A 13,527-nucleotide genomic window follows, 5' to 3' on the forward strand; every position below is an offset into this window, starting at 1 on the left:
CTTGACGAGTTCGGGGAGGCGGACGTCATGGCTCGCCCGCCGCCCCGAGTCCCGTCACTCACGCGACGGAACGCTGCTCGCTACTTCCGGGGGGTGCTCGTGTCCGACTGCGGACCGACGGTGATGTCGAAGCGAACACCACCCGCCTCCTCGACCTTCTCGCGGTTCTCCTCGCTGGCCGAGTGCTGCACCACATCCACCTGGAACGTGCCCTGCGTCGCGGCGGTGGCCTGCGCGGCGAAGCGCACGGTGACGTGGTGCTCGCCGCCCGGGTCCATCGTCAGCCCGTCGAGCACGGCGCCGTTCGGGTTGACGATGCGCACGGTGCGCTCGCCCGTCACCTCGAAGCCCGCGCCCTGGCGCTGCCAGCGGTCCCACAGCTCCGGAGGCAGCGTGAGGAAGAGCTGGCCGCGCTCCAGGAAGGACGCGCTGGTGCTGGACGGGATGCGGACCTCCAGGCGCGCCAGGCCGTGGGCGTCGCGCAGCAGGTTGCGCAGGCGGAAGTCGAACTCGCGCACGGGCGTCAGCGGGTTCAGGTTGACGACGTTGATGTTCTTCCACGCGAGGTTGTTGTTCCAGCGCGTGTTGTTGAGCGTGTTGGAGCCCACCACCTCGGTGAGCGTCATCGGGTCCTGCGTCGGGGAGACCCAGCGCGTCAGCAGGCAGTAGTGGCCCGGAGCCGGCACGGAGTTCCACGGCACCATGAACTCCTGCACCGCGCCCGCGGCCAGGCTGACGCCGGTGACGGTGCCGATGAGGGCCCAGTCATTGGGCCAGATGGCCGCGCCACCGGAGCCCGTGTAGTAGACGTGCAGCGTGCCATTGGCCACGTTGCCCACCGGCGCGAGCGGCCCGTTGTTGCGCAACGTCACGTAGACATAGTTCGTCTGGCCGAACTCGGGGTTCTGGTGGCCCACGCAGCCCGCGTTCTGGCAGACGCGAATGTCGGGGCTGACCCAGATGGGGTCCACCGTCGGCGTGTTGCCGAAGTCGTTGACGTTGTCCTTCGAGTACACGTCCACGCGGCACTGGGTGATGACGAGCGTGGCGACGTCCACGCCGGAGTCGTCCTGGACGAAGACATCCACGAAGCCCTGCGCGTTGAGCGTGGGCAGCAGGTTTCCGCCACCGGGGAGCGCGGCCAGGTTGAGCAGGATGGTGCCCGTGGTGTTGTAGGCGACCCCCAGGCTCGCCAGCGAGGCGCCCCAGCCCGCGGCCAGCGGCGTGCCGCCGGGGCCGTTGAACATGAAGCCCATGGAGTCGTTGCTGCCCAGGTTGCGCACCGTCATCCGCAGCGTGGCGCCACAGATGGGGCCGTTGCGCCGCAGGTTGGTGAAGGTGGTCGCGAACCACCGGTCCGCGCTCACGTCATCGTGCGCACGCGAGCCCGGGAAGCCGTAGTTCGCGGCGATGTACGCGAGCATGCCGGCGCTGGGAGACACCGGCTCGGTGGGCAGCGCGAAGCCATCCGCGACGCCCGACGTGAAGGTCTGCGCTTGTGCGGCACCGCCCCAGGCGACCGACACCAGGGACAACAGACTGAGGGCCGAGACAAGAATGCTTCGGAGACGTGGCTGTTGACGATGCATGGACTCCTCGAGGGATTGCGGGTTCAGCCGCACCGTCCCGGGTCGAAGTGGTCCGCATCGTGGTGAGTGATTGGTGTGGCTGCGTGTTGACCACTGAGCAACCGCTGTGCCCGAAGGCCAACCCCGCCAATCACTTGGATTGGCGCGCCGCGTGAGTCCTGTCCGCTGCGACCTTCCACGCCACAAGCGAGCCGTGCTGTGGCGTGGGAGGTTACGCGCGCGCGAAGTGGTACGCGGTTGCTACGGTGTCAGCGTTCCCTGACGAAGCGCGGCGCCGTGACGGTGCACCGCCTCCACGGCGAACTTCGCGGCGTCGGGGTCCGTGGGCGGGAGGATGCCGTGGCCCAGGTTGAAGATGTGCCCCACCGGGCCCGCGCGCTGGATGATGTCCTTGATGCGCCCATCCAGCTCCTCGCGCGGGAGGAACAGGTGCAGCGGGTCCAGATTGCCCTGCACCGCCACGTCCGGGCCCAGCACGCGCCGGCCCTCGTCCATGGGCAGGGTCCAATCCAGCCCCACCACGTCCGCGCCGGTGCGCTTGAGCAAGGACAGGTGCGTGGACATGCCCACGCCGAAGACGATGACGGGCACGCCCGTGGCCTTCAGCTCCGACACCATGCGCGTGAGGTAGGGGATGCAGAAGCGCTCGTAGTCCCACGGCGACAGCTCGCCGCCCCACGAGTCGAAGATCTGGACGATGCTCGCGCCCGCGGCCACCTGCATCTTGAGGTACGGGATGAGCGTGTCGGTGAGCTTGGAGAAGAGGCGGTGCGCCAGCGCGGGCTGCTCGAACATCAGGCGCTTGATGAGGATGTAGCTCTTGGAGCCGCCGCCCTCCACCATGTACGCGGCCAGCGTGAAGGGCGCGCCCGCGAAGCCGATGACGGGCACCGAGTCATTGAGCGCCTTGCGCGTGCGGCGGATGGCCTCCGCGACGAAGCCCGTGCCCTCCACCGGGTCCGGGATGGCCAGCTTGTCGATGTCCGCCGCCGTGCGAACCGGCTCCGGGAAGTGCGGGCCCTTGTCCCCCAGCTCCAAGGTGATGCCCATCGCCTCCACGGGGATGAGGATGTCGGAGAAGATGATGGCCGCGTCCACGCCCAGCCGAGTGACTGGCTGCACCGTCACCTCGGCCGCCAGGTCCGGGTGCTTGCACAGGTCCAGGAACGCGATGTTGCCGCGAATGGCCCGGTACTCGGGCAGGTAGCGGCCAGCCTGGCGCATCAGCCACACCGGCGTGGTGTCCGTGGGCTGGCGGCGTGCGGCGCGGAGGAGTCGGTCGTTCACTTCGGGCTCTCGGTCATGGCCCCGGAGAGGGGCGGCTGAAAGATGGTGCTGACGGCCAAGGGGCGCTGCTCCCACGCCACCTTCTGGCGCAGGGGCTCGGTGCCCTCGGGGACATGGAGGAGGCGGTTGGCGCCGCCCTCCCAGGAGAACGTCCCTGGGCCCGTGTCCCGGACGAGCTTGTACTCGAAGACGCCCCCCACGGGCAGCGAGAGCGTGATGGCGCCCTCTCGTGGGCGAAGCGAGCGCTCGGGCTTCCACCCTCCCAGCTCCGGCCCTCCCCCCACCACGCGCAGGGACGCATCGTCCGTCTCCAGGACCACGGTGCGTCGCTCACCCTCCCCTCGCCACCGCGTGCGCGCCTGCTTCACGAGCGCCGCGTAGCCCCCCGCCACTTCCGCTTCCAGCTGCGTCAACGTGACGTGATGGGCGGGAAACACCAGGCGGCTCGGAATCCGCGCCGGGGGGACGACCGCGCCCGTCATCAGCTCGAAGGCGCGAGAGCCGGCCAGCGCCTCCGGCAGGTCCACGTCCTGGGGCGAGTCCCCCGAGTTGATGCCAATCACCACCGCTTCGTCCGGCGTCACCCGCGCGTAGGCGAAGAGGTCCTCCCGCGCGGCGAGCACCCAGGTCTCGCCACGCTGGAGGGCCCCGCTGCCCCGCCGCAGCTCCAGCAGCCGACCAATCCACGTGCGCAGCGGATGGCTCGGCGTGAAGCGCATGTCGCCCCGGTTCTCCGGCTCCTTCGCGCCGCTGAGCCCCTCTTCGATTCCATACGTGAGCGCCGGGACGCCGCGCGCGGTGAGCTGCACGGCGAGCGCCTGACGCACCTTCTCCACGTCTCCACCACACTCGCTCATGACGCGCGGCAGGTCGTGGTTGTCCAGCATCGTCACCAGCGCGTCGGGCGAGGGGTGCAGCCTGTCGTTGAAGAGCGTGGCCCCCAGGTGCGACGGCGAGCGGCCCCGGCAGAAGACGTCCACCAGCGCGAACGTCAGCGGGAAGTCGAACATCGCGCCGAAGCGCCCCTCCTTCATCACCCGCGAGAGCAGCACCGGGTCTCCATCCAGCAGCTCTCCGAGGAGCAGGAAGTCCTTCCCCGCATGCGCTCGCACGTCGTCGTTGTAGCGAGCCCAGAAGTCCAAGGGCAGGTGCTTGACGGCATCCAGCCGGAAGCCCGCGGGCTTCACCGCGTCCACCCACCTGAGCGACTGCGCGAGCAGGTGCGCGTAGACCTCCTCCTTCTCCACCGCGAGGTCCGGCAGGCCGTGCACGTCGTGCATCACCAACTGGCGCGAGTCCTCCCAGTTCGCGATGGGCCCCAGGCCATGGAACCACTCGGGCTTCTCGCGCGTGAGCCGCGTCTGTGGCCCGACGTGATTGAGCACGACGTCCAGCACGAGCCGCATGTCCCGGCGCCGGAGCTCCTCCGATAATCGGGCCAGCAGCGCCTCATCCCCGAACCGAGGCTCCACGCGGCCCAGGTCCTCCACCCAGTACCCGTGGAAGGCGCCGTAGCCGTAGAACTTCTCGGTGCGCATCTGGAACACGGGCGAGAGCCACACCGTGCGGACACCCAGGGCCTTCAAGCCATCCAGCCGGTCGATGACCCCTTGCAGGTCTCCACCATGAAAGGCCTGCGGGTCCTTCGCATCCACCGCGCCGTCGTTGCCCGGATTGCCGTTGGCGAAGCGGTCCACCATCACGAAGTAGATGGCGTCGCCCGGAGGAGGACTCCACTGCCCCAGATAGGGCTTGGGCGCGGGAGTGGAGGGAGGCGGCGGCTCCGTGGGAGTGCTCTTGCCCGGCTCGATGCCCTCGCCCGCGGGAGCATCCAGACCGGGCGCCAACCCGGGTCCCCCATCGGTCGCCGGCACCAGCATGGGCGACGCGAGGAACGAGTCGAACAGCGCCGCGGCCTGTCCCGAAATCTGCTTGGCCACCTCGAGCTGCGCGTCGTCCTCGCGCTGCTGGTCGAACTGGAGCGCGGCGCCGTAGTCATTCATCTCGCTGGTGGGCTCCAGCGTGGACGTGGCGCGATTCGCCGTCGTCTTCACATACACGTCCCAGGAGAAGCGCCCGCCCACCTGGCCGAAGAACGACACCCGCGTCTCCACCAGCAGGAGCAGCGGAGCCTCCGGCGCCTGGGCCTTGAGCATCGCGAAGCGGCGCTGCGTGTCCGTCACCTTCGCGAACTCGGCCGCGTACTCCGCATAGGGCAGCTCACGGACCTGGAGGTTGCGCTTGCCCAGGGCCTCCACCACGCGCTGCCGGACACCCTCGGGGACCTGGGACACGGCGCCTCGCCGCGCGTCGTCGCGGATGTAGGCCACCGCCACCACCGTCCCCTCGGGCGCGAGCACCGGAGGCCCCTGCCGCTTGAGGCACCCCGCCACCATCAGCACCAGGAACCCCGCGAGGGCCCATCGCTGTCTCAGAACCATCCTTCAGCCTCGATGGCGACCACCGAGTGCCAGTGGCGCTCAGGGCCGACGTACTGGTTGTACTGGTCCAGGCTATCCACGAAGGAGTTGCCGAAGGCCGCGTGCTGAGACGAGTACTGCACGCCATACAGCAGCCGCAGGCTGGGGCGCGCGTAGATGCCTCGGCCCGTTGGATTGAGGACAACACCCACCTTGCCCTGCCAGGTGTCGCGCGTGTCGCTGTCGCCGAACTCAAGGCCGCGCGCGTCGGGGAAGCCCCCCGTGCTGGTGAACACCGAGTCCACGTGGTTGCGGTACAGGTTGCCGTTGGTGCTCTTCTCGCGAGCGATGCTCGTCTCCACGAGGAGGTGGACACGCTCGGTGAGGAAGTACTGGAGGCGCACCACCGTGGACGCGATGAGCCGGTCGTCGTCTCCGGGCTTGATGAGGTTGTCCTCGTTGAAGGCGTACCCCACCCAGACGCCCCAGAGGGCCTCCAGCTTCTCGGGGATGAGCTTGAAGTACGCCTCGTTGCCGAACGACAGCTCATACCGCTCGTCCGTCTGGTCCGCGATGTACACGGTCCAATCCCGGCTCCGGTAGTTCTCCGTGTACGACAGCTCCGGGTGCTTGCGCTCGAAGGTGACATACAGGTTGTCCCAGACGAGCGGCCCCAGGTCGCCGAAGCCCAGGTAGCCAATGGCCCGGTACGACAGCGCGTCGCGAGGCTCCAGGTCCCGCACCAGGTCCTCCAACCCCGGGTTGGCCTCGAAGTAGCGGCGCACCACCTCGCGCCGCACGTAGTCTTCGTAGACGATGCCGTCGGACTTGTAGAGCGCGTTGCGATTGCCACGCACCTTCGACTCGTAGCCGACCTGTCCGCGCACGCCCACTTCGAGATGGCCGGGAATCAGGCGGTAGCGGAAGGAGGCCGCGCCCGTGAGCACCGTGTTGTACTTCTGGGGCCGCAGCGTGTAGCCGCTGTCGCCCACCGCCAGCAGCACGTCGTAGCGGTCGCCCTGGTAGGTGCCGGACAGGCCCACCGTGTCCCAGAGCAGCGTCGCGGGGCGCTGGTCGTAGAGGTGCAAGTCATTCCAGCGGTCCTCGAGCGTGCCCAATTGCCACGTCACGCGGTCCAGCAGGATGTTCCCCGCGCGCACGAAGAGATAGTCCGCGCGGAAGTTGAGGAACGAGCCATTGCCGGGGTCCGCTGAGCGGAACGACGTGCCCGAGAAACGGGTGTGGACCTCCGCCCAGACCTCGTCCGTCCCGGGCGTGGACTGCAGCACGTCCAGCCGGAGGTTGAGCTCGCCATAGGGGCTCTCGTTGAGCAGGCGCCCGTACAGCCAGTAGTACCCGAGCTGCCCCGAGCCGCCGGAGAAATCCGGCCGGGTCATGATGCGGAAGTAACCCGCGGCGCCGAAGCGGTCCCTCGTGGCGTCAGCCTGGGTGACGAGCGGAAAGAGCAACAACAGGAAGGCGCCGAGGCGCGCGGTCAGGACTCGCATGGGCGGGCCCCGCTTATAGCGCACTCAGCCTGCCTGCCCCTACTCCGCGCGAAGTACGACGATGGTGCGCTCCGGAACCCCATAGGTCGACCCGGGCACCGGCGCGGGAGACTCCAGCCACGCATTGCCCGTGACGCGCGAGTCCAAGCCCGCGGCGGAGAGGTACTCGGGGCTGTCGAAATACGCCTGGGTGTCGATGAGGCGCTTCCAGGTGCGCCCGGGCGGCAGGCTGAACTCCACCGCGCGAGGCTCCATGTTGATGAGCACCACCAGCTCCGGCCCGAAGGACCTGTCTGGGTAGTGCATCATCAACTGCTTGCTGTCCCAGTCCGCCGGCTCCGTGTTCCGAGCACTCTTCCACACCAGCGGCGCGCCCTTCCCGTAGCTGGCCGGGGCGAAGGCGTGGCGGTTCTCCTTGCGCAGGCGGATGGCGGCCTTGACGAACTCATACATCCGATGACGCTCGTCGCGAGCCAGGTAGGTCCCCCACTGGTACCAGTTGAAGGGGTTGTCCGCGCGGGTCGAGTAGGCGTTGTTGTTGCCCAGCTGCGTGCGCATCCACTCGTCGCCGCCCAGAATCATCGGGGTGCCGTGGCTCACCATCATCGCCATGAAGGCGTTGCGCATCATCTGCCGGCGCAGGCTCTCCCCGCGCGCGTCGCCCAGCGCGCCCCAGTTGCGGGAGCGGTTGTGGTTCTCGCCGCTCTCCTTGTCGCAGAAGGGGCTGTTGGGGTTGTCGCAGCACACCGGGTTGAGGGGGCCGCACTTGTTCTGCTTCACGTCGTACGCGAACAGGTCGTACATCGTGAACCCGTCGTGCACGGTGATGAAGTTCATCGAGTGGTAGGGACGGCGGCCGTTGCGCTCGTACCACTCCTTGCTGCCGTACATCAGGAACGGGCCGTCGGCCGAGCCGGGCCTGCCACACAGCGAGCCCTCGTTCGAGTTGAGCTTCCAGTCGTCCTTGTTGATGAACGAGCGCCACCAGTCGCGGAAGCGGCCATTCCACTCGTACCAGCCGTGGCCCGGCTGGTTGAGCGAGTTGGGGAACTCCCCCATGGGCATGCAATACCAGCCGCCCGCGCTCCAGGGCTCCGCGATGATGCGCGTGTTGTAGCGCTGGAGCACCGGGTCATCGACAATCTCCTGGAGCACGGTGTTCCGGGGGTCGTCCCAGCGGTTGTAGTCCTGGTCCCGCTCTCCCAGGATGGGCGCCAGGTCGAAGCGGAAGCCATCCACGTGCAGCTCTTCGACGTAGAAGCGCAGGCTGTCGATGATGAGCTTGCGCATGGGCCGGTGGTTGGGCCGCGTCTGGTTGCCCACGCCCGTGTTGTTCCAGTACGTGCGCCGGTCGCCGTTCAGCCCGTAGTAGGCCTGATTGTCGATGCCTCGGAAGGAATACAGGCCGGCGACCTCGGCCGGGTCCAGGGAGTCCAGCGGCTCACCCGGCTGCACGTCATCCGACTCGAGCTTCTCGCGCCACAGCCCGCCTTCACCGGTGTGGTTGTAGACGACGTCGACGATGACCTCGATGTCGCGCTTGTGCAGCTCCTCCACCATCCACTTGAACTCGTCGATGACCTGGTGCGGCTGACGGTGGGCCGCGTAGGACAGCTCGGGCGCGAAGAAGTTGATGGTCTGGTAACCCCAGTACCCCCCATCCAGCGGCTTCTCGTGGATGGGCAACAGCTCCACGGCGGTGATGCCCAGGTCGGCGAAGTAGTCGGCCTTCTCGCCCATCCCCCGGTAGGTGCCCGGGAAGCGCACGCCGCTGGCGCCGTCCGCGGTGAAGCCCTTGGCGTGGACCTCGTAGACGACGAGGTCCTGCCACCGGTGGCCCGCCCACTGCTCATCCTGCCGGTTGTCTCGCCAGCGTCGCTCCGCCTCGCCCCAGACGTATTGGCTTTCGACGATGACGCTCTTCGCGGAGGCCGCGTACGTCACCTCCGTGCGGGCGGGGCCGCTGGCGGTGCTGCCCTTGCTCCAGTCGTGGTCCCGGTGCAGGGCCTTGGAGTACGGGTCCGTCAGGAGCTTGTTCGGATTGAAACGGTTGCCATCCGCATCCACGTCGGCGCGGAAGCCCTGGATGGCGCCGGGGAACCAGGCCGGGTCGAACTCCCAGTTGGGCCCCCAGGCGCGAAAGCCGTAGTGCTGCCCCAATCCCACGCCTTCCACGTAGACATTCCACACGTCTCCGTAGCGAGTCAGCTCATACGTCCGCGAGGGCCGGTTCTGCTCGGGGTCATCGAAGAGCAACAACTCCAACCGCGTGGCGTTCTCCGAGTAGAGGGAGAAGTTGACCCCCTGGTCGGAGAAGGTCGCCCCCATGTGCCGCATCGACTCCACGTCGTGGACGGAGTAGCTCGGGGCGCGAGCCTCGCTGTGATAGAGCCGGACGTAATCGCTCTCGCCGCAGCCGGTGACGGTCAGCAGAGCGACCAGGGTCGCGCCCCTCGGGAGGAGCCAGCGGGGAGTGCTCATGATGCGGGCTTCCTTAGCATGGCGAGTCATACACGACACTAACGCACCGCGCCCTCCCTGGGAGGTTTGGGCAAAGCCCGAGGCTCCGGGTATGGTGCGCGACCGTTCTCCCCTCAATTTTCGAGCACGTCTTGGCCGACGTCATCCTGAACGGAATCAAGAAGTCGTTTGGCGCGAACCTCATCGTGAAGGGCGTGGACCTTCATGTGAAGCAAGGCGAGTTCCTCGTCATGGTCGGCCCTTCGGGCTGCGGGAAGACGACCCTCCTGCGACTCATCGCGGGGCTGGAGCAGGTGGACGCGGGCGAGGTGCGGATTGGAGAGACGCGCGTCAATGACGTGCCTCCCAGGGACCGCGACGTGGCGATGGTGTTCCAATCCTACGCGCTCTACCCGCACATGACGGTGCGGGAGAACCTGGCGTTTGGCCTGTCGCTGCGGAAGCTGCCCTCGGCGGAGATTGCCTCGCGGGTGGAGGAGGTCGCGGGGATGCTGGAGCTGAGCCACCTCCTGGAGCGAAAGCCCAAGGCCCTGTCGGGAGGGCAACGCCAGCGTGTGGCCATGGGGCGGGCCATCGTCCGGCGTCCGAAGGTGTTCCTCTTCGACGAGCCCCTCTCCAACCTGGACACGGCGCTGCGGGTGCAGATGCGCGGAGAGCTGGCGCGGCTGCATCGTCGGCTGGGCGCGACGATGATCTACGTCACCCACGACCAGGTGGAGGCCATGACGCTGGCCACCCGCGTGGCTGTCTTCAACGGGGGCGTGCTGCAACAGGTGGGGCCACCGCTGGAGCTCTACCACCGGCCGGCCAACCGGTTCGTCGCGGGATTCCTGGGCTCGCCGTCGATGAACTTCCTGGAGGCCCGGCGCGACGGAGCGAACCTCGTCGGCAAGGGCTTCACGCTGCTGTGTCCGCCGGACCTCTCGCCGGAGACGAGCCGGGTGCTGGTGGGGCTGAGGCCGCAGGACCTGCGAGTGGCGCCCCTGGGCCCCTTGTCGGGCACGGTGGACGCGGTGGAGCGGCTGGGGTTCGACGGGTATGCCTTCGTCACCACGGAGGCGGGGCCAGTGGCCGCGCGCTTCGACAAGGGCACCCAGGTGTCCGTGGGTGACCGCGTGACGCTGTCCCCCGTCGCGGACGCGCTGCACCTCTTCACCGAGGATGGGGCCCGAGCCCTTCGCCATCCCACGGAGCAAGCGTCGCTGGAGGTGGCGTCTTGAAGAGATGGGCCGCCCTGCTGCTGCTGGCGGTGGCGTGGAGTGCCCATGCGGCCGACGCGCCCGCGCCGCTCAAGCTGTGGCATGCCTACCGCGGCGGCGAGGAGACCGCGCTCCTCCAGGCGACCGCGCGCTTCACCGAGACGACGGGCGTGAAGGTGGACCTGCTGGGCCTGCCGTATGACGCCTACGCGCACAAGCTGACCAACGCGATTCCGCACGGCGCGGGTCCGGATGTCTTCATCTTCAACCACGAGCGGCTGCGCAACTTCCACGCGCAGAACCTGGTCGCCGCCACCGCGAAGGACTTCGTCCGGGCGGACTACTTCGCGAACACGGTGGAGGCGCTGGAGGTGGAGGGCCAGGTGTATGGCTATCCCCTCTCGCTCAAGTCGCTCGCGCTCTACGTCAACACGGACCTGGTGCCTCGCCCTCCGGCTTCGACGCGGGAATTGCTGGCGCTGCTGCCCTCGCTGTCCAACGCGGCCGAGGGCCGATTCGGGCTGGTGTACGAGAGCGGAGACTTCTACTTCCATGCCCCCTTCCTCTTCGGCTTCGACGGCCCCCTCTTCGATGCCACGGGCCGGGCCCGCTTCGACACGCCGGGGATGGCGCGCTCGCTGGCCTTCGTGAAGCGGCTCCAAGACGAGCGGTGGATGCCGCAAGAAGTGTCCGGGGCGCTGGTGAAGACCCTCTTCAACGACGGCCGCGCGGCGATGCTCATCAGCGGCCCGTGGTTCGCGGGGGAGATTGCGCCCACCGTGCGCTACCGCGTGGTGGCGCTGCCCACGGTGAGCGAGACGGGCACGCCCATGAAGCCGTTCCTGGGCGTGGAGGCAGCGTTCGTCTCGGCGCGCTCGGAGCAGGCCGCGCAAGCCCATGCGCTGGCGCGCTTCCTGTCCGTGGGCGAGGCGTCCCGGGTGCGCACCACGGTGGGCCGGCAGATTCCCGCGGACGTGGCGGCCTATGAGACGCAGGAGGTGAAGGACGACACGCTCATCTCCTCCTTCCGCGAGGCCGCGCGAGATGCGACGCCCATGCCCAACACGCTGGAGATGGCCCGCGTGTGGGAGCCCATGAAGCTGGCCTTGCGCGCGGTGCTCCAGGGAGGCGTGAAGCCCGAGGACGCGGGTGCGCTGGCGGACCGCCGCTATCGCGCGCTGCACCGCGAGCGGCCCAACGACGCGAACCCCGTTCCGTGGCTGGGGTTCGTGGGCGCCATGGCGCTGGGCGGCACGGCGTATGTGCTGCGGCGACCCGCGGGAGGACAGTCCCTGCGCCAGCGCTATCCGGACCTCGCTCGAGCGGCGACCTACGTGGCGCCAGCCGCCGCGGGGGTGCTGGTGTTGGTGTTCATTCCGTTCGCGGTGGGCCTGAGCCTGTCGCTGTTCCACCACGACGCGGGGCAGTACACCTTCGTGGGGCTGGCCAACTTCGTCGACATCCTGGCGAGCCGGGGCTACAGCATCAGCGAGCCGCTCTCGTTCTACTTCACGCTGGCGGTGACGCTCCTCTGGGCGGTGGTGAACGTGGTGCTCCACGTGTGCATCGGCCTGGGGCTGGCGCTGCTCTTGAGGGACCCGCTGCTGAAGCTGCGCGGCATGTACCGCGTGCTGCTCATCATCCCGTGGGCGGTGCCCAACTACATCACCGCGCTGATGTGGAAGGGCATGTTCCACCGGCAGTTCGGCGCCATCAACGGCCTGCTCACGTTGCTGGGCTTGGAGCCCGTGAGCTGGTTCACCCGCTTCTCCACGGCCTTCGCGGCCAACGTCGCCACCAACACGTGGCTGGGCTTCCCCTTCATGATGGTGGTGGCGCTGGGGGCGCTCCAGTCCATTCCGCAGGAGCTCTATGAGGCCGCGGAGGTGGATGGCGCCAGCCGCTGGACGCAGTTCCGGCGCATCACCCTGCCCCTCTTGAAGCCCGCCATGCTGCCCGCGGTGGTCCTGGGCAGCGTGTGGACGTTCAACATGTTCAACATCATCTACCTCGTGTCGGGCGGAGAGCCGGGCGGCGGCACGGACATCCTGGTGTCCGAGGCATTCCGCTGGGCCTTCCAGCGCAACGAGCAGTACGGCTTCGCGGCGGCGTACTCGGTCCTCATCTTCCTGGTGCTGCTGGGGTGGTCCGCCTTCACCAAGCGCCTGCTGCGCACCGAGGAGTCCGCGTGATGAAGAAGCCCTCCTGGCTGAAGATGGCGGGCATCCACGCGGGGCTGAGCGTGATGTGCATGGTGACGCTCTACCCCGTGCTGTGGGTGGTGAAGATGGCGCTGTCGCCCGTGGACGGCATGTCGCTCACGGCCAATCCCTTCCCCGACGCCGTCACGTTCGACCACTTCCGCGAGGTGCTCTGGAGCTCGGACGCGCAGGGGCGCTGGGTGTTCGGGCGACAGCTGATGGCGAGCCTCATCGTGGGCGGCGCCACCACGGTGGTGGGCTTGGGCCTCGCGGTGACGGCGGCCTATGCGCTGTCGCGCTTCCGCTTCCCCGGGAAGGAAGGCGGGATGCAGGCCCTGCTCATCACGCAGATGTTCCCGGCGACGCTGATGCTGGTGCCCATCTACGGCATCCTCCAGAAGCTGGGGCTGCTCGACAGCCTCACGGGGCTGGTGCTGGTCTACGCCACCACCTCGCTGCCCTTCTGCATCTGGATGTTGAAGGGCTACTTCGACACGCTGCCGCGTGAGCTGGAGGAGGCGGCGGTGATGGACGGGGCCTCGCCGTTCCAGGTGTTCATCCATGTCGTGCTGCCACTGGCCCGCCCCGCGCTGGCCGTGACGGCGCTGTTCTCCTTCATGACCGCGTGGAACGAGTTCGTGCTCGCCGCCACGCTCATCAATGACCCGACCCGCTTCACCCTGCCCGTCGCCCTCCAGCGGTACGTGGGCGAGTACAAGGTGGAGTGGGGAAAGTTCGCCGCCTGCGCGTTGGTGGTCTCCGCGCCGGTCATGGCGCTGTTCTTCGCTCTCCAGAAACACCTCGTCGGCGGTCTCACCGCTGGCGGAGTCAAGGGGTGATGG

The 13,527-nt window shown here is 68.2% G+C and carries 8 protein-coding genes; 3 read left to right on the top strand and 5 right to left on the bottom strand.

The window, feature by feature from the left end; translation table 11 throughout:
• Positions 1-80: 80 nt before the first annotated feature.
• The 5 genes from MYSTI_RS29465 to MYSTI_RS29485 form a co-directional block, all read right to left on the bottom strand.
• Positions 81-1,526, bottom strand: a complete 1,446-nt coding sequence (locus MYSTI_RS29465; RefSeq protein ID WP_233277997.1) for a hypothetical protein — start codon at positions 1,524-1,526, stop codon at positions 81-83.
• Positions 1,527-1,829: 303 nt separating this feature from the next.
• On the bottom strand, positions 1,830-2,876 hold the full coding sequence (gene hemE, locus MYSTI_RS29470) for a uroporphyrinogen decarboxylase (RefSeq protein WP_015351469.1): 1,047 nt from the start codon (positions 2,874-2,876) through the stop codon (positions 1,830-1,832).
• Positions 2,873-5,317, bottom strand: a complete 2,445-nt coding sequence (locus MYSTI_RS29475; protein ID WP_015351470.1) for an alpha-amylase family glycosyl hydrolase — start codon at positions 5,315-5,317, stop codon at positions 2,873-2,875. Before MYSTI_RS29475 ends, hemE begins: the two co-directional genes overlap by 4 nt.
• Positions 5,308-6,804, bottom strand: coding sequence for a hypothetical protein (locus MYSTI_RS29480; protein WP_015351471.1), 1,497 nt, complete (start codon positions 6,802-6,804; stop codon positions 5,308-5,310). The genes MYSTI_RS29475 and MYSTI_RS29480 overlap by 10 nt, the downstream gene beginning before the upstream one ends.
• A gap of 39 nt (positions 6,805-6,843) precedes the next feature.
• On the bottom strand, positions 6,844-9,285 hold the full coding sequence (locus MYSTI_RS29485; protein ID WP_015351472.1) for a glycogen debranching protein: 2,442 nt from the start codon (positions 9,283-9,285) through the stop codon (positions 6,844-6,846).
• A gap of 131 nt (positions 9,286-9,416) precedes the next feature.
• Here MYSTI_RS29485 and MYSTI_RS29490 point away from each other — a divergent pair, with 131 nt between their 5' ends.
• From MYSTI_RS29490 to MYSTI_RS29500, 3 genes are read left to right on the top strand one after another with little or no spacing between them, the layout of a single operon-like run.
• Positions 9,417-10,505: an ABC transporter ATP-binding protein gene (locus tag MYSTI_RS29490; RefSeq protein WP_015351473.1), complete on the top strand. Its 1,089-nt coding sequence runs from the start codon at positions 9,417-9,419 to the stop codon at positions 10,503-10,505.
• The gene (locus MYSTI_RS29495; RefSeq protein WP_015351474.1) at positions 10,502-12,676 is read left to right on the top strand and encodes an extracellular solute-binding protein; all 2,175 of its coding nucleotides are present in this window, start codon (positions 10,502-10,504) and stop codon (positions 12,674-12,676) included. The genes MYSTI_RS29490 and MYSTI_RS29495 overlap by 4 nt, the downstream gene beginning before the upstream one ends.
• Positions 12,676-13,524 carry a sugar ABC transporter permease gene (locus MYSTI_RS29500; protein WP_015351475.1) on the top strand — a complete coding sequence of 283 codons (849 nt, stop codon included), beginning with the start codon at positions 12,676-12,678 and terminating at the stop codon, positions 13,522-13,524. The genes MYSTI_RS29495 and MYSTI_RS29500 overlap by 1 nt, the downstream gene beginning before the upstream one ends.
• The last annotated feature ends 3 nt before the right edge of the window (positions 13,525-13,527 follow it).

The sequence above is a fragment of the Myxococcus stipitatus DSM 14675 genome (assembly GCF_000331735.1).
In the GTDB taxonomy this organism is placed as follows: domain Bacteria; phylum Myxococcota; class Myxococcia; order Myxococcales; family Myxococcaceae; genus Myxococcus; species Myxococcus stipitatus.

Bases quoted from the DNA above. Each gene is read 5' to 3' on its own strand.
- MYSTI_RS29475 (WP_015351470.1), bottom strand. From the start codon at position 5,317: ATGGTTCTGAGACAGCGATGGGCCCTCGCGGGGTTCCTGGTGCTGATG.
- MYSTI_RS29485 (WP_015351472.1), bottom strand. From the start codon at position 9,285: ATGAGCACTCCCCGCTGGCTCCTCCCGAGGGGCGCGACCCTGGTCGCT.
- MYSTI_RS29480 (WP_015351471.1), bottom strand. From the start codon at position 6,804: ATGCGAGTCCTGACCGCGCGCCTCGGCGCCTTCCTGTTGTTGCTCTTT.
- MYSTI_RS29500 (WP_015351475.1), top strand. From the start codon at position 12,676: ATGAAGAAGCCCTCCTGGCTGAAGATGGCGGGCATCCACGCGGGGCTG.